The organism is Williamsia sp. Y844 (assembly GCF_056786475.1).
Window position 1 is genome coordinate 551,368 of the sequence record NZ_JBXCJB010000003.1, and the last position, 22,791, is coordinate 574,158.

Here is a 22,791-nt window from a genome sequence, read left to right on the forward strand (position 1 = left end):
TAGATGCCGATCAGAGTCGGCGACGCTTGTACCCCGTCGCTGTGGCTTCGACCCGAAGATGGTTCTCTTGAGGCGAACCGCACCCGCGTTCGCAGCCGACCCAGTGCTCACGGTCGTCGACCGCGACGTCATCTGACGTCAGGTGCAGTTCCAAATCCCGACGGACATCGGCATGCGATTTGTCGCAGCCGGGTGATCCGGTGCAGTCGGTGACCTTGGTCCATGGTGAACTCTCGTCGAAGATCAGGCCCATCGGTGCCATCACCCGAAGTACGGTGTCGGCCATGCCTTCTGACAGGTCAACGATCAGGATCTCTTTTTGCGGCGTCAGGTAGATGTCGCGTTCGATGGCAGCCAGGAACTCGCCGACTCGCGCCGGGACCCGTCCATGCGCGACCACCGAACCGAGTGCCACCAGGTCGTCGTGATCCTGCGTCAACCAACCCACCCGTGGTTCCGAAATAGGCTCTGACCTCGGGTATTCACCAGTTGTCTGCAGTGTCGCCAAGATGTTGTCGATGGTGGTCCGATCGGCAACATCCTGCACGCGCCATTCGTCGGACCGGTCAGCCAGAAACGCATACGCCAGGTCGATCATGAGGGCCGCGGCATCATCTGCCGAGACCCGACGTCCGGTCGGCTTTCCGCCGATGAGCACGTCAAACGCTCGATCATCGATCGCCAGCACACCGATGTCGGGACCCTGGGCGAGGATGTCGCCACGCCCGTCGTCGACGCCGAACAGGATCCGGGCCGGGAGACTCGCCAGCACCGGGTCGGACTGCAGGCGGATGTCGAAGTCGTCCAGGATCGGCCGCGCATCGATCAGCCCTCCGCGCCGCCCCGTCAATGCTGAAAGCTGCAGGTTGCGGACCCGCTCGTGACTGGGAGACGGGATCAGGCCGGCCTCGAGTATGCGTTCGCCGGCACCGTCCACGTCGGTGATCCCACGCAGTTGGACGTTGCCGCGCGAGGTCAATTCGAGATGACCGTCGCCGAAGTCATCCGCCACCCCTACCAGGGATTGCATCTGGATCGGGGTGATCAGACCGCCGGGCAGCCGGATCCGAGCCAGATGGCCATCTGCCGCCGGATGCGCCGAGAACACACCGGGGCAACGATCGGATGGTCGACTCATGCGTTCCACGGTACTGGCGCCGATCAACTTTCCACCGCTCGGTGGCGGTCAGTTGCCCGACTCATCGCCGTCGGATCACTTGGAATTGCCGGTCTTATATGCTGATGCAATTCCGCAACGAGGAAGCCGGTGAGAATCCGGCACGGTCGCGCCACTGTAATGGGGAAACCCCAAGTCAGACCCTTGTTGCTCCGCTGCTACACCCCAACCGCCGGGCGCGCATTCCCGGCAAGGAGGTCCTCGTGATCTTGCTGCTGTCCACATCGGACACGGATCTGCTGACGGCCAAGGCCAGCGGCGCCGACTATCGCCTCGCGAACCCGTCACGCCTTCTCGTCGATGAAGACCTACCTCGACTCCTGAACGGGGCCGACCTGGTGGTTGTGCGGATTCTCGGTGGCCGCCGGATGTGGGAACAGGGCCTGGACGCGGTGATCGCCGCCGGATTGCCGACCGTGGTGCTCTCCGGTGAACAGCTGCCCGATCCCGATCTGATGTCGATGTCGACGGTCGCTCCCGGGGTCGCCGCCGACGCACACAACTACCTGGCCCAGGGCGGACCGGACAATCTCGCAAACCTCCACGCGTTTTTGTCGGACACCCTGCTGCTCACCGGCCACGGTTTCAGTGCTCCGGCAACCACCGCGCAGTGGGGGATTCTGGACCGCAAATCCCAGGTCGAGACCACCGGACCGACGATCGCGGTTCTCTACTACCGAGCCCAGCATCTGGCAGGCAACACCGCTTACATCAACGCACTCTGCGACGCGATCGAGGACAAGGGCGGCCGGGCACTGCCGATCTTCTGCGCGTCGCTGCGGACCGCGCCCGATGACCTGCTCGAACAGCTTGCGGTAGCCGATGCGCTGGTGGTCACGGTGCTTGCCGCCGGGGGAACGACGCCTGCCACCGCGTCGGCCGGTGGCGACGACGAGAACTGGAACATCGAACAACTCGCCCGTCTGGACATCCCGATCCTGCAGGGACTGTGTCTGACATCGTCCCGTGCCGGATGGGCGGCGAACGACGATGGCATGTCCCCATTGGACGTCGCCACGCAGGTTGCGGTACCCGAGTTCGACGGACGGATCATCACGGTTCCGTTCTCGTTCAAGGAGATCGGTGAAGACGGCCTGCCCTGGTACCGCCCGGATTCCGAACGGTGTGCACGAGTCGCCGGAATCGCTGTGCGCCACGGGCGACTTCGGTACATCGCACCGGCTGATCGCCGGGTTGCCGTGATGTTGTCTGCATACCCGACCAAACATGCCCGGATCGGGAACGCAGTGGGGCTCGACACCCCACAGAGCCTGCTCCGATTGCTCGAGGCCATGCGGGACGCGGGCTACGACATCGGACCGGAATCCGGCGACGGCTCGGTTCCCGGTCTGGCCGAGAACGATTCGGACACACTGATCCACACGCTGATCGCCGCCGGTGGACAAGATCCCGACTGGCTCACCGAAGAAGCGTTGGCAGCCAACCCGATCCGGCTGTCAGCGGCGGACTACCGCGACTGGTTCGGCACGCTGCCCGAAGACCTCCGGACGACGATGATCGAACACTGGGGGCCGGCCCCCGGCGAACTGTTCGTCGACCGCTCGGTCAATCCGGACGGCGATATCGTGATCGCGGCAATGCAATTCGGGAACATCGTGCTGATGGTCCAACCACCACGCGGCTTCGGTGAGAACCCGGTTGCGATCTATCACGACCCGGATCTGCCGCCGAGTCATCACTATCTGGCGTGTTATCGCTGGTTGTCGTCGCACGATCACTTTGCCGCCGACGCCGTCGTCCATGTCGGCAAGCACGGCAACCTCGAATGGCTGCCGGGCAAGACACTGGGAATGTCGGCCTCGTGTGGCACCGATGCCGCCATCGGGGATCTGCCGATGATCTATCCGTTCCTGGTGAACGATCCGGGCGAAGGCACCCAGGCGAAGCGCCGGGCGCACGCCACGCTGGTCGATCACCTGATCCCGCCGATGGCACGGGCCGAAAGTTACGGCGACATCTCGCGTTTGGAGCAACTGCTCGACGAGCACGCCAACATTTCCGCGCTCGACCCGAACAAACTCCCGGCGATCCGCCAGCAGATCTGGACCTTCTTGCAGGCCGCGAAGATGGATCATGATCTCGGGTTGTCGGAGCGTCCCGAGGAAGACGTCTTCGACGACATGCTGTTGCACGTCGACGGTTGGCTGTGCGAGATCAAAGACGTTCAGATCCGCGACGGACTCCACATCCTCGGACAGCCACCGGCCGGTGATGTCGAGGTCGATCTGGTGCTGGCAATGTTGCGCGCCCGGCAATTGTGGGGCGGAACGCAGAGCCTTCCCGGACTTCGAGAAGCATTGGGGCTCACCGAAGACGGAACCGCAGGCCGCAACGCCACCGACAGCATCGAAGCGATCGCCCGGGAATTGGTGGCGGGTTGCGCCAAGGGCAACTGGGACGCCGCGACCATCGCCACTGTCGCCGAAGGTCACCCGGCCGATGTTCGCAAGATCCTCGACTTCGCAGGCTCCGAGATCGTCCCTCGGCTCCGCCAAACCGACCAGGAGGTCCCACGGATTCTCCACGCGCTCGGTGGTGGATTCATCCCTGCCGGGCCGAGCGGATCACCACTACGTGGACTGATCAACGTATTGCCGACCGGCCGCAACTTCTATTCGGTCGACCCGAAGGCTGTACCGTCGAAACTTGCCTGGGAGACCGGCCGCGCGATGGCGGATTCGCTTCTGGCGCGCTATCTCTCGGACCACGGCGAGTATCCGAAGTCCGTGGGCTTGTCCGTGTGGGGGACCAGCGCGATGCGCACGTCCGGCGACGACATCGCCGAGGTTCTCGCACTCCTCGGGGTGATGCCGATCTGGGATGAGGCGTCGCGCCGGGTGACAAAACTGGACCTGATCAGCCTCGCCGAACTCGGCCGTCCCCGTATCGATGTCACGGTGCGCATCTCCGGATTCTTCCGGGACGCCTTCCCACATGTGATCACGATCCTCGACGATGCCGTTCGGATGATCGCCGCACTCGACGAACCCGACGAGTCGAACTACGTTGCCGCCCATGCGCGTTCCGACGTTGCCGACCACGGCGACGTCGACCGCGCCACCAGTCGTATTTTCGGGTCGAAGCCCGGAACCTACGGCGCAGGCCTGCTCCAACTGATCGACTCCAAGGACTGGCGCAGCGATGCCGATCTGGCCGAGGTGTACACCGCCTGGGGTGGTTACGCGTATGGCCGCGGACGTGAAGGTGTGGCCGCGGTCGACGACATGCGATCGGCATACCGGCGCATTGCAGTCGCCGCCAAGAACACCGACACCCGCGAACACGACATCGCCGATTCCGACGACTACTTCCAGTACCACGGTGGCATGATCGCCACGGTCCGGGCATTGACCGGCAAGGATCCCGAGGCCTACATCGGCGACAGCACCAGCCCGGACAACGTTCGCACGCGCACCCTGTCGGAAGAGACCACGCGGGTCTTCCGGGCCCGCGTGGTCAACCCGCGTTGGATCGCCGCGATGCAGCGCCATGGCTACAAGGGCGCATTCGAGATGGCCGCCACGGTTGACTACCTATTCGGCTACGACGCCACCACCAACGTGATGGCCGACTGGATGTACGAGCAGCTGACCGAGTCGTACGTGCTCGACGAGGCCAACCAGGAGTTCATGAACAAGTCCAACCCCTGGGCGCTGCACGGCATCGCCGAACGTCTCCTGGAGGCGGCGCAGCGCGAGATGTGGTCGGCACCTCCACCGCAGATGCTCGATGAACTGCGGCGGGTGTTTCTCGAGACCGAAGGCGACATCGAGGGGGCCTGAGACGACCCGAGTTCGAAGCCATCGCGCCTGGTGCGATTGAATTCGGGGGATCGGGAGAAAATCGGGCGGCCTGATCGTTGACCCTGTGTACGCACTGCCGATGACCAGGATGGTTGATCTCATGAAGCTCGCACTCTTTCTCACCTACGTGGCGATAGAAATAGCCGCCTTCGTGGGGCTTTGTTTTGCGATCGGTTTCGCGTGGGCGGTCCTGCTGGTGATCGCCACGATGGTCCTCGGCTTCTGGCTGCTCCGCCGCCAAGGTGCCAAGGTCCTCGCCAATCTCCGCGCCGCCGGACAGAACGCTGCTGCGGGAGCGCCTGCCGGTCCTGCCGGATCGGCAGCACCGGTCGCTGACACCGCACTGCTGGCCGGTGCGACCATCGCGATGGTCGTGCCCGGTCTGGTCACGACCGTCATCGGTATCCTGTTGCTGCTCAAGCCTGTTCGAATGGTCCTGCGCCCACTGGTCATCGCTGTCGGTACCCGCAAGGTCGTCGGCGCGATGGAGGGCTACGCGCGATATGGCCGCGGGATGGCCGGTGTCACCGTTGTCGACGGACAGGTTGTCGACACCACCTACGGCCCGGCCGACCACGACCCGACCCGTCGTCAACTGCCCAAGTCGCACCCCGACCTCTGATCCTTGTACCCCTGTCGGTAACCCTGACAACAGCCCGCCACCGTCCGGCAGGCAGACTGGACGGTCGTGGAGAGTCAACTGCTGATCGGCGGGCACATTTATTCGCCGGTGGCCCCCGATGCAACTGCTATTGCGATCGAAAACGGCGTGGTCGTCTGGGTCGGTTCGGATCCGGTCGGACGTGTACTGCACCCCAATGCTGAAGTCATCGACCTCGACGGGGCACTTGTTGCACCCGCGTTCGTCGATTCTCATGTTCACCTCACGTCGACGGGGCTCGCCCTGCGCGGACTCGACCTCAGCGATGCGGTCAGCCGTGAAGACTGCCTCGCTAGGTTGCGCCGGTACAACGCCGAACACACCGACACCGACCTCATCTGGGGGTTGGGCTGGGACGAGTCGACATGGCCGGACGGACATCCCTCGACAGCGGACATCGATGCCGTAGTCGGAGATCGTCCGGTGTATCTGGCCCGGATCGACGAACATTCCGCAGTCGCATCAACCGCTTTGCGCATCCGCGCCGATGGGCTGACCGGCGCCTTCGGGTACGACCCGCAGGGTCCGCTGACCGCTGACGCCCACCATCGGGTGCGCGGTGCGGCCCGCGCGCTGCTGAGTACCACCGGACGCAATCGCGCCCAGCAGGCAGCGCTCGACGATGCCGCCGCGAACGGGATTGTCGCCGTCCACGAAAACGGTGGACCCGACATCAGCGGACTCGACGACTTCCTCTCGCTGGCCGATCTCGCACACGATGTCGAGATCCGCCGTTACTGGGGCGCTGCGGTATCCGATACCGCAGAAGCATTGGCGTTGATCGAGTCGACCCGCGCCCATGCGCTCGGCGGCGACCTGTTCATAGACGGCGCGATCGGTTCTCACACGGCGCTCCTTCGCGAGCCCTACGTCGACGCCGACACGTGTGGCGTCGGCTATCTCGACGCGCAGACCGTGACCACCCATCTGCGTGCCTGCACCGAGGCCGGCATCCAGTCGGGATTCCATGTGATCGGGGACGCGGCGATGGACGTGCTGGTTCAGGCGGTTGCCGATGTTGCCGCCGAGTTCGGCGGTCCGGCGCTGGCGCGCCTGGGCCACCGCATCGAACACGCTGAGATGGTCACCTCGGACCACGCCACCATCCTGGCTGCGGGCGGCATGATCGCCAGCATGCAACCGCTGTTCGATGCCCTGTGGGGTGGCCCCGGCCAGCTCTACGAACAGCGTCTCGGTGCCGAACGTGGCCGATCGCTCAACAACTTCGCGCAACTCGCCAAAGCGGGTGTTGGCCTGTCCTTCAGCTCGGATGCACCAGTGACATCGATGCGCCCGTGGGCTGCCATCGCCGCCGCCTCCAATCACAACAACCCGACCAGCGCGATCTCGGCGCGCGCCGCCTTTGCCGCCTCGACCCGCGGCGCCTGGCGGGCCGGCGGTCACCGCGACGGTGTCGCCGGGACGCTGGTTCCGGGCGCGCCTGCCGACTACGCGGTGTGGGAGGTCGAAGAACTGGTCGTGGCGGGGTCGGCCGACCCCCAGGTGGCGCGGTGGTCCACCGACCCACGATCACGCGTACCGGCGCTGCCCGATCTGCGACCCGGACGCAAACTCCCGGACTGTGTGCGCACCGTCCGCGCCGGACGAGCGATTTACGACAGGGCCGCCCGGTGACCCCTGGCACGGTTGAATCACGCGGGTCGGCGCTCTCGGCCCGGCTCGGCGCTTTTGTCCGCGCGCCGTTGGTCCTACGGACGGTTACCGCCGCGATCGGTGGTCTGTTGATGTGGGCGGCCTTCCCGCCTCGCAATCTCTGGTTTCTGGGCATTGCGTCACTGATGGTGCTGGCCCTGTCCCTCAAGGACGTCACCCGATTCCGTGACGGCTTCTTGCACGGCTTCGCGTACGGGCTCGGCTTCTTCCTCCCGTTGCTGCCGTGGATAGGCGTCTACGTCGGCCCGTTGCCGTGGGTGGCGTTGGCAGTGGTGATGTCGCTGTACACCGGGTTGTTCGGGGTCCTCGCCGTCCGCCTGCTCCGGTTGCCTGCCTGGCCGCTGTGGTTCGCGTTGGCATGGGTCACCGTCGAATGGGCCCGCTCGTCATTTCCCTTCGGCGGTTTCCCATGGGGCCGTGCCGCATTCGGACAGCTCGGTGGTCCGATGGTGTCCCTGGCCTCGCTTGGCGGGGCGCCGCTGGTGTCCTTCTCCGTGGCGTTGAGTGGTGCCGGCTTGGCAGCGGTGTTGATGTGGACCGCCACCGCGCCGCGGCAGTGGAATCGGCTGGTTCCGGCGCTGATCATGACGCTGATCACCCCGATCGTGGCGGCGTTCCTGTGGCCCTCCGTGGATTCACGCAACAGTTCCGACAACCAGATCACCGTCGCCGCTATTCAGGGCAATGTGCCGCGCCTTGGCCTTGATTTCAATGAGCAACGCCGAGCCGTGCTCGACAACCACGTGCGCGAAACCATGGCTCTGGCCGCTGCGGTGCGGGCTGGTGAACAACCGCAGCCGGACATCGTGATCTGGCCGGAGAACGCATCCGACATCGATCCCACGACCAACGAGGACGCCGCCGAACTGATCACGATGGCATCCGTCGCGGTCGATGCCCCGATCCTGGTCGGAACACTCGTTCGAAATCCCGATGGCAGGCCCACGAACACCGTGCTGGTGTGGGATGGTCGCCAGGCATCGGACGGTCGTCAGATCCAAGGCCGTTACGACAAGCAGATCATCCAGCCCTTCGGCGAATATCTGCCCTGGCGAAGCTTTTTCACGCATTTCTCGTCGTACGCCGAGTCTGCGGGCAACTTCAAACCGGGCACCGGCCCTGGTGTTGTCGATGTCGAAACCAACAGCGGTGAAACCGTGAGGGTGGGTGTATCGACGTGTTGGGAAATCGCCTTCGACCGGTCAGCGCGCAAAGCTGTCCAGTCGGGTGCGGAGTTCCTGTCGGTACCCACCAACAACGCCACCTTCGGGCGCACGCAGATGACCTATCAACAGCTGGCAATGTCACAGCTGCGAGCGGTCGAACACGGACGTGCAGTGGTCGTCGCGGCCACGAGCGGCGTCAGCGCCATCATCGCGCCCGACGGGCACACCACCGCACGCAGCGGATTCTTCGAGCCGGCGATGTTGGTGGAGTCGATTCCGCTGCACACCGACGAGACCGTGGCCACCAAGATCGGACCGTGGCCCGAGCGTCTGGCCGTACTCTTGACGGTCTGCGGTTTTTTGGTCCTGGTGGTACAAGGCATTAGGTTACGGGGATGGTCAAAGGAGGAGCATGGTGACGGGGCCTGAGGACAACTCACGCACAACCGGTCCGGTCGTGGGGACGGACGGGGCGGGAACCCTGGTGATCATTCCGACCTTCAACGAGATCGAGAATCTGCCGCTGATCGTCAAGCGGGTCCAGGCGACCCAGCCGTCGGTGCACATTCTCATCGTGGACGACAGCAGCCCGGACGGTACCGGCGATCTCGCCGACGAACTGGCAGCAGCCGACGGTGACGGACGAATCCATGTGATGCACCGCTCCGTGAAGAACGGTCTGGGTGCCGCCTATATCGACGGCTTCAAATGGGGTCTGGCCCGCGACTACGCGGTCCTGGTCGAGATGGACGCCGACGGCAGTCACGCTCCCGAGGAGCTGCATCGCCTGCTCGACCGGGTCAACGCCGGCGCCGATCTGGTCATCGGCTCACGCTATGTCCCCGGTGGCACCGTCGTGAACTGGCCGCGACGCCGGGAGATCCTGTCCCGCGGCGGCAATATCTATTCGCGGATCGCGCTCGGTGTGACGATCAAAGACATCACCGGTGGCTACCGCGCATACCGACGTCACGTACTCGAGACACTGGATCTGGGCGCCATCGAATCGCACGGCTATTGCTTCCAGGTCGACCTCGGCTGGCGCACGGTGCGAGCCGGTTTCGATGTGGCCGAGGTACCCATCACGTTCACCGAACGTGAGCTGGGGGAGTCGAAGATGAGCGGCAGCATCGTCCGCGAAGCCGCATTCAAGGTGCCGCGTTGGGGCCTGACCCATCGCCTCGACAAGCTGCGTAAGAAGTAGCACCTACGACAAACGAGCCACCTATACGAAGACGAGCCACAAATATGTGGCTCGTCTTTGTATAAGTGGCTCGTTTGCGTTGAGCCGATCTGTCAGACCTCTAGCTGCTGGTGCCCCGACGGCGCGCCTTGAGGAGGTCGAGACGCTCGGTCAGGAGCACCTCGAGCTCTTCTTCGCTGCGACGCTCGAGAAGCATGTCCCAGTGGGTGCGCGGCGGCTTGACCTTCTTCTCTTCGGTGACCGTACCTTCGAGAATCGTGCCTTCCATACCGTTCTTGCACGGCCAAGTCGACGGGACCTCGGCTTCGTCGGAAAACGGAATATCGAAGATCTCGCCGTTGTCGGTGCGGTACTTCACCATGCGCCGCGGCGCGAGGTCATGATCGCGATCGGTCTCGTAGCTCACCGCTCCGAGGCGGCTGCCGCGTAGAACTCGATCTGCCATAACTACTATCCCTTCGTTGGATTACTTATCCATCTTACGCGTGTGTGCGGATGTCCTGCTAAATCCTCCGCGATCGCGCCGCGGACGGAATTTTGGTGGGTGGCTGCCCCCGGTGCCGACGTCGGCGCGGAGTAACCTCACTGCTTATGGAACCCCAGGCCACAGCGTCGCGACGCGGCACCGCACGCAACAATTGCGCATGGTGCGGACGCGAGATCGTCGAGTCCGAGGTCGGCCGCCGACGCAAGTACTGCAAGCAATCCTGTCGTCAACGCGCATACGAACAACGAAACTTGGTCGCAGGAAGTTCCATCCCTGCGGATTCGGTTGTTCTGAGCGCCGGAGAGGCCGAAGATCTGATCGAGCGTCTCTTCCGACTGCGGTGTGCGGCCGAAGACATCGCGACCGCTGTCGCCGAGGATGCCGGCCGCGACGAGTTGACGGAGCTGGGCGCTGAACTGGTGGCACTGGCCAAGGAAGCCGAGCGCTGGCGATAGCAGTCGGCCCGGGTCGGTCCGGTCAGCTCGGTGGCCCGGTATTCGACCGCGACTGTCCGCTGCGAAGACTCTCGACGATCTGTTGGGCGACCTCCGATTGCGGATCGAGCTGTTCGGCCTCGAGAGTCCACTCCAGGCCGACCCAGGGGTCGTGCGCACGCGCGTCGTCGGTCACCGGGAGCACCAGGGTGTTGTCGGCGATCGCGGCCACCAGTGGATCGCTCTCGTGTTCGTCGAGTGACCCGGCGAAAACGAACGCCCAACCCAGACGGGTTCCCCGATCGACGATGCGCAGGAGTCGGGCGAGATCGCTCGGCTCCCAGCCGAACGGCAGGTCTGCGACGATCACCACCCGAACGCCGAACTCGTCATGACCGCTCCCCACATCGGTTCCCGCTTGCATGGCCATCAAGTTCAGATCGATGGCCGACTCGAGCACATCCAGACGCGGGGCCACCGCGTCCGGTGTGGTGACCGGTGGCGCCAACATCACCGGTGCGAGCAGTGCGGTCAGCGCCGCGAACTTCCCGGTGAGGTCGAGGACGTCGATGGTGACGCCGTCGTGCGACGCCGAGGTGAGCATTCTTGCGGCGGTCACCAGTCGCAAAGTCAGGGACGTCACCACCGAGACCACCGATTGACCGTTCTCGAGCACCCAGAGGGGCCGCGGGATCGGCGTCGGAATACAGAACGGGAGTCGCAGTTCACCCCGTTCGGGCGCTGCGAGTTCTCCCAACCGCAACCCACTGCCGGTATGCCCGTCGGTCTGTGACCACGCAGAGGACTGCCACGACGCCATCGCCGGCGGCAACTGGGGATCGATGGCGGCGAGTTCAGCCATCAGAACCCGGGAATCGGAATCGAACCGGTCCTGCGCGGCTGCCACCAGCTCATCGCATCGTTTTTGCGCGGCGTCCCGAAGGAGGGCCGTCGCGGGGGAATTACGCTGCGACGGATCGGCCATCGCATCGGCGAGTTCCCGATCGAGACGTTCGATCGCAAAGCCCTCGGACTGAACAAAACCCGCCGCCGAGCGGGCCGCGTCCTCGAAGATGACGTGGGCGCGGGCGATTGCAGCGCCATGGTCGGATCCGAGCCGCACCATCTCCGACGGAAGGTCTTCCGAGGTGACCGGCGAAACTGGTTGGGCGGCAGGAGTTTGAGGCATCGAAGCAATGTCGGTCGCGGAGCCGTCATCGTCGACGTCGACGCCGTGGCTCGACATCAGTTGAGCCAGACCACCTTCGTAGCCCTGACCGAGCGCGCGCACTTTCCACTGACCGACCCGCTGATACAGCTCAAAGCACAGCAGCGCGGTTTCGCCGAGTGTCGGGCGCAATGTGAGCGCAAACCCCGGCGACTGCGCGCGACCGGTCAGTTCCGCACGTATCCCGGTCATCGCTGATTCGGTGGGCACGTCATCGAAGCCAACCGCGCACAGCACTCGGGCACCAGGACGCACTGCGTCGAGATCGATGGACAACTGGCCGTCGGCCAGCGTGACACCGCTCGTCGCCGGCTGGTTGTAGAAGACAACGTCATCGGAGCCGAGCACATGCAGACGGTCGTCGACGACGAGGCCGACAACGTCGACTTCGAACCCCGTCGCCGCGACCGAAAACCTCAGCGCATGTTCACCGGCCGGAGCGTTCTGACCGGCGACCAGCTCATTCATCTGACGAAAGTTCCTCTCGGACCCGCACACACCGGGTCTATTTCATGAAGTCGTTCGACAAGAATCGCTGCAGCTGCGGCAGGGCCTCGCCGGCGTGCCGCGCGGTGATTCCCTCGCCGATCGCCTGAAGCTTCCAGACCCCGCCCTCGCGGAACACCTTCGCCATGACCACGCCGGTGAAAGGCATACCGCCGGCAAGGGTGTATCGGGCCAGCTCGGAGTTGGTCGTCTGGTCCACCAGGCGGCAGAAAGCGTTGTCAACCTGCTCGAAGGTCTGACCCTGGTAGGACGTGACGATGAAGATGAGCGCGTTCACATGCATCGGGACGCGGGTCAGATCAACGGTGACCACTTCGTCGTCACCTTCGCCTGCTCCGGTGAGGTTGTCACCGAGGTGGCGGATCGAACCATCTTTCGACGTCAGCTGACCGTAGTAGACGACGTCGGCAGCCTGTGAATCGGCGAACATGACGACTGACGCGTCCAGGTCGATGTCTGCGCTGCGGTTACCGAACCGCTTCTTCACCACAACGGGATCCCACCCGAGACCCATCTGGATGTTGGTGAGCGCAACTCCGCCGTCTTTGTTCAGCGAAACCCGTTGGCCCTTGGCCAAACTGACCGGATGGCCCTTCCGTAGGCTCACTTCGGGCCGACCGGCGGGGGCAGGCGGTTGCTGAGGTGGTGTGTAGGCCGCCGCGGCTGGTGCGGCCGGCTGAGATGGGTAGCTGGGTGCCGCCGCAGGCTGCGGGCGCGAATAGCTGGGCGCTGGTGCGGCTGGTGCCGGGGCGGGAGGTGCCTGTGCCGGAGGTGTCGGGACGGGAGGTGTTGGGGCGGGTGCATCGTCCACCGAAACTCCATGATCGGTGACCAAGGCGGCGAAACCACCGGCATAACCCTGGCCGACGGCGCGAACCTTCCAGTCACCACCGCGGCGGTAGACCTCGAGCGCGATCACGATCGACTCGCTGGCCAAACCCTCGATGCGGTACTCGTACAGCGGTTGTCCGCCGGACATGACACGTGCGACCGGGGGAGCGATCGCACCGAAGGTGCCGTTCTCGAGCGTGATCACCGCGCGGACCTGGGCGATATCGGCGGGGATCGCGCCCAAAGCAATCGACAGGGTGCCGATGCCGGAACCGGTCTGCAGCGTGACGCCTGGACCCGAGGGCTGGTTGAAGAACACGAAATCGGCATCCGTCCGGACCTTGCCGCTGTCGGTGACGAGCAACGCCGAGAGGTCACCTGCCGCCGCAAGATCGACGGTGATCTCCACCGTCGATGCGTTGAGCGGACCGTTTTGCCCCTTGACCAGTGTTGTTGTCATCACCTGTGCCCTTCGTTGGGTATTGAATTGATGGCCCCGTCCCCACCTGTCGGCGCGTCGGACGGCATGTCCGGTTTAACGGCTCCCACCATTGTGCCTGCCCGCCCCAACAGCCAGTCCAGCATCTCCTCCGAAGCGGCCAGACCTCGTCCGGTGGTGATCGCAACATTCGGGTGCTGCCAGCCGAGTTCTTCCAGTTCGCCGTGCCGAGGACGGATCGCGGCGTCGGCCCCGACCAGTATCGGTTGATCCAACACGCCGTCACCGGCCGCCAGGCTCACACGAGGCCACACCGACATGCGTCTGCGAACCTCCTCGACGGCGATGTGTTTGGTGACGGGATTGGGCATGACGTACACCTTCCGGCCCTGCCGCGAGACATTCCAGCCGACCTCCGCGGCCCAACTCGCCCACGCAGGCACCACATCCGGTGGCAGCAGGTCGAGTTCGACAACCACATAGCAGAACAGCCCGTCTGCGACCCGCAGCGTGCGTAGCCAGGGGGTGTCGTGGGCATCGTCGTTCAATCGCTGGTAGACGTCGTCGACCCCGGCACCCAGTCGGCCGAGCAACCCGGCGACGTGCGCGGACCAGGCTTCATCCGGCCGACCATCGACAAGGATGTTTCCACCGTTGCTCGTGATCGCGAACTCCGTTGTGCCCATGGGCAATTCAATGCGCCGGAATTGCTCGATGGTTCTGGTTGTGGTCGGTACCACCTGTGCGATCCGGTCGAGTTCGAGGAGTAACCCGATCGACGCCTCCGACATGTACGACTGCTGCTTTCCCTGGTAGAGCTCGACACAACGTGCCGCAGCCAACATCGCTGCCGCACGCGAGGCATCCGGGGCGCCCTGTGTGATCGCATTTTCCGAATAGATCAGCGTCCGGTCCATATCCAACGCCACCAACGCCGATGAGGTGGGTGAAGCCGGGGTACAACCGCTCACAAGACCTCTTTCACCAGGCCCACAGCGCTGTACGCCAGCTCCGGGACCACCTCCACGGGCACCGATCTCGCGTCGGCAAGTGCTCGGATGTGCTCGTGCGCCGGATCATCGACGTTCTGGACCAGGACACGCCACGGCACCCGACGGAGGAGAACCCGGGTGGTTTCACCCACACCGGGCTTCACGAAGTTCACCGACGAGATTCCATACTGCTCGCGAATGGCCTCGACGGAGCGCCAACCCGACCAGGTCGGGGTTCGGTCCGACGACACGATGTCCGAGTACCGTGAGGCGGCCTCGGTTGCGGCGGAATCGAATTGAGCACTGACGGCATCCAGCAACACGCCCGAGACGTCCTGATCGATCAGTTCCGAGTAGAACTTCGCGCCATGGAAATCAGCCGGACCGATGAGTTCGCTGTTCAGGACAGTCCGCGAAACAAGACCAGACACAGTCGAATTCAGGCAGGCCGATGCGATGAGGAAGTCGTCGCGAGTCCCGTAAGTACGCACACACGCCCCGGGATCGGCGAGTACCGCCAGGTCCGGGTTGAATCGGGGACCGCCGGCCTGCGCGAGTTCGTCCAGCGCAGCCGCGAGCTCGCTGGTGATCGCACCTTTGCCGGTCCAGCCGTCGACGAACACCACTTTCTGCGGATCATGGTGTGCTGCCAAGTATCTCATCGCGTTCGTGTCGATCCCACGATCCCGGACTATCGATACCGCGTAGTGCGGCAGGTCCACACCGTGGTGATGGCGGGCCCATCGGCGCATCAAGACACCGACGGGGGTGCCTGCGCGGGCGAGCGATGCCAACACCACGTCGGTACCGCGCTCGGCGAGCACCAGATCGGTCACCGCTCCCACCGCAACCGCCAGGCGATGCGCACTTTCGTCGAGGACCCGGTGAAAGAGTTCCTGGTAGGCGGCGTCGGGCTGGAACTCGACAGGAAGCGTTTCGGCATAGTGGGCCAGTCCGGCCTGTATCCGCTGTTCGCGGGATGCGATGTCCGCTTCGAGAGCCACCTGAGACAGATCCTTGAGGAGCCACCGCACCTCGTCGGGGGCATAACTACCGAAGTCGGGCCCGACCAGTGGGACACCGAATCCGGCCTCTGGTTGCACGCTCACTGCTGCCCCCGCCTCTCCTGCAGAGCCCGGTAGTCGGTGCCGGAAACGATCACGGCGAGGACGTCGTCGCCGCCGGCCCGCAGCGTTTCGACCAACCCGTTCGGTGCGGTCAGTGCTGCCGTGTCCGCGGGGGCATCGAGCACCATGACGAGCTGGGAGCCCGGATGTTCTCGGGTTGCGTTGTACAGGAAGCGATCTGCCGCCGCATCAGGCTCGGGTGAATCAAAGCGATAACCGCGACGCAATGGGTAACCGCGGTGATCGATGACATGGGCGGGGGACCGGGTTGTCGTCTGGCTCAGGACGGGTGCCTCGACAACCGACGACAGCTCACCGGCAATCCGCTGAGGCAGATACATGAACTCCTCATGCCCGATCACGATCACCGGGCGCGTCAGATCCACTGCTGCCGCCACCTGCGCGCCGATCACCGTCACGGCCTGATCGAATTCGGCCCAATCGCTGTGGTCGAATCCGTACCGGCCGCCGTCGGGGACGTGCGGCGGCCAGGATACGTCCAACCGCTCGAGCCGGCCCGGAGTCCCGGACTGGTGGAGCGGTCCGGGCTGGAGGGCAACAATCTGCTTGGGGAGGTCCTCGGGAATGCTCGTGACACCCTGCGCGAGGCTGATGAAGTCGATATCGATGCCCATCTCACCGGCCCTCTCCCGGCACCGGGCCATATCGCGGTCGGTACGCATGTCGACCAGCGAAGCCACGATGTACAGCGACCGATGATGGATCTCCTGCATCGACCGGATCGCATCGAGTGCTGTGGCCCCAGTGGATATCTCGTCGTCGACGAGTACCACCGGAAGGTCGGTGTGCAGGCTCTGCGGATCGGTCGGGACCACCAAATGGTCGGTCGCGTGCGAATGACCTTCTTCGAATCGCGCGATGACCGGGACATGCGATTCGTTGCGCCGCGTCGACTGCAGATAGTGCCCCGCACCCATCCGCTGAGCGACCGCATGTCCCAGACCGGTTGCCGTTTCGGCAAATCCGAATACGAGCGCGTCGCCGACGCCGCGTTCGCGCAACGCCGAGGTGGCCAGGTCGCCGAGATCTCCGGCGGCGGCAAAGATCACCGCCGGCGCTACCGGAATGTGTTTGCCCAACACCGTCGACACCCACAGGTGCGCACGTTTGGGATTGCGGCGCAGTCCGGGTTGCACGAGATCGTCAACCCGCCTGCCACGATGTCCGCTGACATGCTCGGCCTGCAGACCGAACTCCGATGTCGCGTACGACACGGGCGGTGTGATGACCTGGCGACTGTCGGTTCCGCTCATGGCTCCACCACCGACGCCAGCAGGTCCACAACGCCGATCTCCGGCTGCAGAACCCCGAACGCCTGTGCTCGGACGAGTGTCTTTTCTGCCCAGGCGCGGTGTGGGCGACGTTCATTCATCTTGTTCCGATAGATCGAGGGTTCCACGCCGCCGGAGTCGTCGACACCGAGTATGGCCACGGCGTCGACGTACTCCTCGTGCGATACCGCGCTCATCGCGTGCACCACGTTGACATGAGAGGGATGGATGACGGTCTTGCCCTGAAGTCCGTTCGCGTGGTCGAGCACCAACTCCCGAAGTAGTCCGTCGAGGTCGCGGCTGACGAGATGCGTGCGGAACCTCACGGCGTCGATCTGTTCGAATGGTGTGTGCCGCAACAAAGGCCGGAACATTCTCTCGTGGGTGTTGTAGTACTCCCAGACCGGCCCGGTGATGGTGTACCCGGTGCCGTCCGTCCGTCCGAGAACATTGACGATCGCTCCAATGACCTCGGCCACCGGTTGCACGTCATAGATGGTGAGGTCGGGATCGCGCCGGATCCCGAGGGCGCCACACATATCGGTTCCGCCGATCCGGACGGCGAGGACCTTGTCCCGGTGCTTGGCGAGCAGGTCCCGAATACCGCTCAGCGCATACATCCTGGTTTCCAGATGTAACACCGTCGTCGACTCGATGATCGGCATCGCGTAGAGCATCCGGCCCGCACTGGCGATCGCGCCGTCGATCCGGTTCAGATAGTCCTCACCGGTCACGGCGGTGAACTTCGGCAGGACAAATCCGGCGAGCGCCTCGATTCCCCGCCCGAGGCGTCCGAGCAGTTCATCGACCTGCTGCGCATTGCGAACCCGGACAAACAGCAACGGCACATTCGCCGCATGGTCGGCGAGATCGTCGAGTGCAGCCACCAGGTTTGCCATTGCTGCCGGCACCAGGTGATCGGCGACCGCATCCTCGAGATCGATGACCATCGACGTGGACCCATTGCGGCCTTGTCGGAGAATCAATTCGGCCAGACGATCGCGAATCGCCGGAATGTACAGGGTTGCGCCGATCGCCACACTGAGCAACGCCGGTCCGGCCTCGGCCTCGATCGTCTCCGGAAACCGGTGGAACAGCCGTTCGCGTTCGACGTCGTCCAAGGCGGCGAAATGCCGGATTCGGTTGGCGCCATGCGCCGTTGTCCCTGTGTTCGGTTTTTGTTCATCCACTTGCCCGGTGCGGCCCACCTCGCCGTCGGGGATGGACTGTTCGATCATCAGCGCCGTGCCTCATCCTTCATTTTGTTCACGACTCCGGTGACGAAGTCAGAGATGGCTCGCAGGTCAACCAGATATCCCCAGTAGTCGGGGTGCCGCCCGGTCAATGCGGCAACAGCACGATCCACACGCAGCACTTGTGCGTCGAGTACTGAACCCCATTGTTTGACCAATCCCAGGTTCACCGCAAGCAGTTGTGCGTCACGTATCTGAAAACGAACCCTACCTGCGGCCGCCGGTGGGTCTGCCCGGACCACCCGAAGTTCATTCAATCGGTCGGTGACCCCATCCACCAGTTCCTCCGCCTCGGCGAGTACCGCGCGGGCCCGCGTGATCGCGGCCAACGACGCTTCCGGATCGGACGCGATTTTGCTTGCCGCGGTGTCGATTTCGGCCTCTGCGCGCTGCAGGTCCGCGGCGCTTCGTTCGTCGTACCCGATGAGGTCTGCCGAACACGCCGCACTGAACTCGCGGAGTAGAGCCGAGTACGCCTCGGGCATGCGGGAACTGCGATTACGGACCGCAGCCAGACGCGTCCGCACCGACGCCAGCGCAGCGCGCGCCTGGCCGTCTTTGCTCGGCGCCTCCACGATCGCCTGCTGCAACTTCTCGATCGCCGCCCTCATCGCGGCCGTACTGGCCTGCAATTCGGCACGATCACCGCCTTGGGACACCTGGAGCTGCGCGGACTCGAGCCGCTGCCGCGCCTTATCGTACTGAGCCACAGCACTTTTGACCGAGGTGTAACCCAACTGACTGGTAGTCAGATCGCCGAGTTTCTCCGCCATACGGTCGGATTCCTGGCGAATCCGGGCGGCCTCGTCGGGAATCGCGCCGTATGCCGTCCGGGCATGTTCGATCTGGGTCGAGTTCTGCTCATAGAACCGGTCCAGCCGCTGAATGGACTTCGTGATCTGGTCGGACGTCTTCTGGTAGTCGGCCAGTGAAGCGGACGCATCGGGATCGCTGAGCGCCAGATACTGATTGATGGTCTCGTAGCACTGATCCCGGATCGGGGAGAATGATCGGATCAGGTCAGGTGACAGACCCAGCGCTGCTGCGGCGTCGACACCGTCGGCCAATATGGACAGCCGCTGATCGAGTTCCAGGAAGCCGGTGACCATGTCATTGCGGGCACGTGTGAGGACGTCGGTGGACCCGCCACCGACGTCACGGCTATCTCGTCGAAACCAGCGCCCGGCCACACGCGCATCCTACTGGGAGCGGCGACAATCGCCGCCCGTGGCGGTCGACGATCACGGGTGATGCCTCACTTGTCATTCGATCCGTGCATAGATCGCGCAAAAATGTGGAGGTATCGGAGTGGACGGTGCCAACGATGTCCACATTCACGTACGGTTGACGACAAGGCTCGGCTCCATGCCAGCGTTTGGCACGGGATCGGCCTCAATCAACTTATGAATCAACCTCAGGAAGGTACTGACATGGGCGTCAGCTTGAGCAAGGGCGGCAACGTCTCTTTGACCAAAGAGGCTCCGAACCTGACCGCAGTGGCGGTCGGACTCGGCTGGGACATCCGTTCCACCACCGGCACAGACTTCGACCTTGATGCCAGCGCCATCGCCACCGGAGCTGACAAGAAGGTCGTCTCCGATCAGCACTTCATCTTCTTCAACAACCTGCGGTCGCCGGACGGTTCGATCGAGCACACCGGCGACAACACCACCGGTGAGGGTGAAGGCGACGATGAGGTCATCAACGTCGATCTGGCGGCGGTGCCGCCAAACATCGAATCGGTGGTCTTCCCCGTCTCGATCTACGACGCTGATACGCGCTCGCAGTCGTTCGGGCAGATCCGTAACGCATACATCCGTGTGACGGACCGCTCCAACGGCACCGAACTCGCCCGTTACGACCTGTCCGAGGACGCGTCGACCGAAACCGCCATGGTGTTCGGTGAGCTGTACCGCAATGGTGCGGAGTGGAAGTTCCGCGCCATCGGCCAGGGCTACGCCTCCGGCCTTGCAGGCATCGCCCGCGACTACGGCGTCAACGTCTAGTTCGACATCTAGAGTCGAATAACTGAAGTCATATGATTCAGCACTATCGCGGAACCTCCCGGGGCTCCGCGATAGTGCTGTTGATACGTAAGAGCGATATTTAAGGAGCACGGGTGGTCATTCGCACATTCGGGATCTCGATCCTAATCACGATCGTCTCGTTGGGCGTTGCATTCCTCTACGGGGGCTGGACCGCGCTTGCGCTCTGCCTGATTCTCGGCATCCTCGAGGTGTCACTGTCATTCGACAATGCGGTCATCAATGCGACCGTGCTGGAGAAGATGAGTGAGTTCTGGCAGAAGATCTTCCTCACCGTCGGCATCCTCATCGCCGTCTTTGGCATGCGCCTGCTGTTCCCGCTTCTCATCGTCTGGGTGACGGCCGGACTGAATCCGGTCGAAGCCTTCGACCTGGCCATGAATGTGCCCGAAGAAGGCTCCGGTCAGGATTCGTATGAAGAGATCCTCACCGCAGCGCATCCGCAGATTGCTGCGTTCGGCGGCATGTTCCTGTTCATGCTCTTCCTCAACTTCATCCTCGAGGACAACGAGATCAAGTGGCTGACGTGGCTCGAGAAGCCACTGGCCACAATCGGCAAACTCGATCAGCTCGCCGTTGTCATCGCAGGCGGCAGCCTTGTACTGATCGCGGAGTTCCTCGCCACCGACGACCAACGCTCGACGGTCCTGGTTGCGGGCGTCCTCGGCATCATCACCTACATCGCGGTCAACAGCCTCGGCCAGTTGTTCCACACTGATGAACTGACAGCCGAACACGAACAGGCCGAGAAGTCAGGTGGGCCTTCCGACCTGGCAAAGGCGACAGGTAAAGCGGGTTTCTTCCTCTTCCTGTACCTCGAGGTCCTCGACGCGTCGTTCTCCTTCGACGGCGTCATCGGCGCGTTCGCAATCACCGCCGATCCGATCATCATCGCGCTGGGACTGGGGTTCATCGGAGCAATGTTCGTCCGCTCCATCACCGTGTACCTGGTCCGTGCCGGCACCCTGTCCGAGTACCGGTACCTCGAGCACGGCGCCCATTGGGCAATCGGCGCACTCGCGGCGATTCTGTTCTTCTCGATCAAGTGGCACATCAACGAGATCATCACCGGCCTGGTCGGAGTGGCGTTCATCGGCGCAGCAGCGTTGTCGAGTGTTTACGCCAACCGCCGCGACGAAGCCAACAATGCGGACTCCGATTCACCCGAGAAGGATGTCGCCACCACAAGCTGATTCCTGACTCGGCCGGACGCTGAACGACCCTGTCCACCCGGTGTACATGTGTACACTCGAACTCGCACACGGCGATGGCGATACAAACCGCTATCGTTTCCATCCGGAGCGAGGGGAGTGTGGGCAGTGGGCTTTGTGAAATGGAGCAAGCGTCCGGCCGCGCAGGTTCAAGCGACGCGTCCGCAGGTCAATGTCGCCCGTGGTCTGGTGGCCAGAGCAACGACGCCACTGTTGCCGGACGACTACCTACATCTGCTCAACCCGTTGTGGTCGGCACGCGAACTGCGGGGAAAGATCGTCGACGTCCGCAAGGAAACCCACGACACCGCCACCGTAGACATCAAGACCGGTTGGGGATTTCGCCATAATTACCGTCCTGGACAATACGTGGGGATCGGTCTTCAGATCGATGGCCGATGGCACTGGCGCTCGTACTCGCTGACATCCATCGCAGGCGATGGGAAAGTCATTTCGGTGACGGTCAAGGCCAATCCTGACGGTTTCCTCTCCAGCCACCTCGTCGATGGCGTGGCGCCGGGTGCCGTCATCCGGCTCGCCGCACCCAAAGGTGACTTCTCACTACCCAATCCGCCGCCAGAGAAGATTCTCTTCATCACCGCCGGATCCGGGGTGACACCGGTGATGGCAATGCTCCGGGCACTCGACGGACGTGGGCAGATACCCGACGTGGTGCACATCCACTCCGCACCAGACCGCGACAGTGTCATTTTCCACGACGAACTCGTCGGATTAGAGAACACCTCCGACGGGTACGAGCTGAAGATGCGTCTCACCCGCGAGCACGGCAAGGTCGATCTCAACGACCTGTCGTCCGTCGTCCCTGATTGGCAGGAACGCGAATGTTGGGCCTGCGGCCCGGTGGAGATGCTCGACGCCGCAGAGGAGGTGTGGGAACGGGTTGGGTTACGGGACCGGTTACACATCGAACGGTTTGCCATCGCACGCACCGACAAGGGTGGTGAAGGTGGCACCGTCACCTTCGCGAAGTCCAACAAAGAAGCACATATCGACGGGGCGACAACGCTTTTGGAGGCCGGCGAAGAACTCGGTATCCAGATGCCGTTCGGCTGCCGGATGGGGATCTGCCAATCGTGCGTGGTCCCGCTGGAAGGCGGGTACGTTCGCGACCTGCGCTCCGGGGACGAACGTAGAGAAGGCGACCGTATCCAGACATGTATCAGCACCGTGTCTGGTGAATGCACGCTGGATCTCTGAGCCGGCACACGTACGAACCGA

General features: G+C 63.7%; 18 protein-coding genes and 1 riboswitch. Of the genes, 9 read left to right on the forward strand and 9 right to left on the reverse strand.

Translation table 11 applies throughout. The annotated features are described in order from the left end of the window. Positions 1–10: 10 nt before the first annotated feature. On the reverse strand, positions 11–1,138 hold the full coding sequence (gene cobG / locus AC1TQG_RS19385) for a precorrin-3B synthase (RefSeq protein ID WP_482139460.1): 1,128 nt from the start codon (positions 1,136–1,138) through the stop codon (positions 11–13). Between the two features lie 114 nt (positions 1,139–1,252). Then, positions 1,253–1,328: riboswitch (adenosylcobalamin (AdoCbl) riboswitch) on the forward strand. 52 nt (positions 1,329–1,380) lie between these two features. On the opposite strand from cobG, the gene cobN reads away from it, so the two are divergent. The 5 genes from cobN to AC1TQG_RS19410 all read left to right on the forward strand — a co-directional run bounded on the left by cobN (position 1,381) and on the right by AC1TQG_RS19410 (position 9,706). Next, the gene (gene cobN, locus AC1TQG_RS19390) at positions 1,381–4,980 is read left to right on the forward strand and encodes a cobaltochelatase subunit CobN (RefSeq protein WP_482139461.1); all 3,600 of its coding nucleotides are present in this window, start codon (positions 1,381–1,383) and stop codon (positions 4,978–4,980) included. A 100-nt stretch (positions 4,981–5,080) separates the two neighbouring features. Beyond that, positions 5,081–5,623, forward strand: a complete 543-nt coding sequence (locus AC1TQG_RS19395) for an FxsA family protein (RefSeq protein WP_482139462.1) — start codon at positions 5,081–5,083, stop codon at positions 5,621–5,623. 66 nt (positions 5,624–5,689) lie between these two features. Beyond that, entirely contained in the window at positions 5,690–7,297 is a 1,608-nt protein-coding gene (locus tag AC1TQG_RS19400; RefSeq protein WP_482139463.1) for an amidohydrolase, read from the forward strand. 110 nt (positions 7,298–7,407) lie between these two features. Continuing rightward, complete coding sequence (gene lnt, locus AC1TQG_RS19405; RefSeq protein ID WP_482139925.1) at positions 7,408–8,931, forward strand: apolipoprotein N-acyltransferase; 1,524 nt, start codon at positions 7,408–7,410, stop codon at positions 8,929–8,931. Continuing rightward, positions 8,915–9,706 (forward strand): polyprenol monophosphomannose synthase, encoded by a 792-nt coding sequence (locus AC1TQG_RS19410; RefSeq protein WP_482139464.1) that lies wholly within the window; start codon positions 8,915–8,917, stop codon positions 9,704–9,706. Before lnt ends, AC1TQG_RS19410 begins: the two co-directional genes overlap by 17 nt. Positions 9,707–9,806: 100 nt before the next feature. Here the strand turns inward: AC1TQG_RS19410 and AC1TQG_RS19415 are convergent, their stop codons facing one another. After that, positions 9,807–10,151, reverse strand: coding sequence for an RNA polymerase-binding protein RbpA (locus tag AC1TQG_RS19415; RefSeq protein ID WP_482139465.1), 345 nt, complete (start codon positions 10,149–10,151; stop codon positions 9,807–9,809). A 146-nt stretch (positions 10,152–10,297) separates the two neighbouring features. Between AC1TQG_RS19415 and AC1TQG_RS19420 the strand changes: the two genes are divergently transcribed. Then, positions 10,298–10,648 (forward strand): hypothetical protein, encoded by a 351-nt coding sequence (locus AC1TQG_RS19420; RefSeq protein WP_482139466.1) that lies wholly within the window; start codon positions 10,298–10,300, stop codon positions 10,646–10,648. A 22-nt stretch (positions 10,649–10,670) separates the two neighbouring features. Here the strand turns inward: AC1TQG_RS19420 and AC1TQG_RS19425 are convergent, their stop codons facing one another. Genes AC1TQG_RS19425 through AC1TQG_RS19455 form a run of 7 tightly spaced genes read right to left on the reverse strand, consistent with a single transcriptional unit; the run spans position 10,671 to position 19,486 of the window. Beyond that, positions 10,671–12,323, reverse strand: a complete 1,653-nt coding sequence (locus AC1TQG_RS19425; protein ID WP_482139467.1) for a TerD family protein — start codon at positions 12,321–12,323, stop codon at positions 10,671–10,673. Positions 12,324–12,360: 37 nt separating this feature from the next. Further along, on the reverse strand, positions 12,361–13,653 hold the full coding sequence (locus AC1TQG_RS19430) for a TerD family protein (protein ID WP_482139468.1): 1,293 nt from the start codon (positions 13,651–13,653) through the stop codon (positions 12,361–12,363). Beyond that, on the reverse strand, positions 13,653–14,603 hold the full coding sequence (locus AC1TQG_RS19435) for an HAD family hydrolase (RefSeq protein ID WP_482139469.1): 951 nt from the start codon (positions 14,601–14,603) through the stop codon (positions 13,653–13,655). Before AC1TQG_RS19435 ends, AC1TQG_RS19430 begins: the two co-directional genes overlap by 1 nt. After that, a complete protein-coding gene (locus tag AC1TQG_RS19440; protein WP_482139470.1) occupies positions 14,600–15,733 on the reverse strand; it encodes a cysteine protease StiP family protein in 1,134 nt (377 codons plus the stop codon). The genes AC1TQG_RS19435 and AC1TQG_RS19440 overlap by 4 nt, the downstream gene beginning before the upstream one ends. Next, complete coding sequence (locus tag AC1TQG_RS19445; protein ID WP_482139471.1) at positions 15,730–17,025, reverse strand: phosphoribosyltransferase family protein; 1,296 nt, start codon at positions 17,023–17,025, stop codon at positions 15,730–15,732. Before AC1TQG_RS19445 ends, AC1TQG_RS19440 begins: the two co-directional genes overlap by 4 nt. Then, a complete protein-coding gene (locus AC1TQG_RS19450; RefSeq protein WP_482139472.1) occupies positions 17,022–18,281 on the reverse strand; it encodes an HpcH/HpaI aldolase/citrate lyase family protein in 1,260 nt (419 codons plus the stop codon). Before AC1TQG_RS19450 ends, AC1TQG_RS19445 begins: the two co-directional genes overlap by 4 nt. Then, positions 18,281–19,486, reverse strand: coding sequence for a hypothetical protein (locus AC1TQG_RS19455; RefSeq protein WP_482139473.1), 1,206 nt, complete (start codon positions 19,484–19,486; stop codon positions 18,281–18,283). The genes AC1TQG_RS19450 and AC1TQG_RS19455 overlap by 1 nt, the downstream gene beginning before the upstream one ends. Positions 19,487–19,726: 240 nt before the next feature. On the opposite strand from AC1TQG_RS19455, the gene AC1TQG_RS19460 reads away from it, so the two are divergent. From AC1TQG_RS19460 to AC1TQG_RS19470, 3 genes are all read left to right on the forward strand, one after another. Beyond that, complete coding sequence (locus tag AC1TQG_RS19460; RefSeq protein WP_482139474.1) at positions 19,727–20,302, forward strand: TerD family protein; 576 nt, start codon at positions 19,727–19,729, stop codon at positions 20,300–20,302. 113 nt (positions 20,303–20,415) lie between these two features. Next, positions 20,416–21,534 carry a DUF475 domain-containing protein gene (locus AC1TQG_RS19465; protein WP_482139475.1) on the forward strand — a complete coding sequence of 373 codons (1,119 nt, stop codon included), beginning with the start codon at positions 20,416–20,418 and terminating at the stop codon, positions 21,532–21,534. 126 nt (positions 21,535–21,660) lie between these two features. Next, a complete protein-coding gene (locus AC1TQG_RS19470; RefSeq protein ID WP_482139476.1) occupies positions 21,661–22,770 on the forward strand; it encodes a ferredoxin reductase in 1,110 nt (369 codons plus the stop codon). Positions 22,771–22,791: the final 21 nt, after the last annotated feature.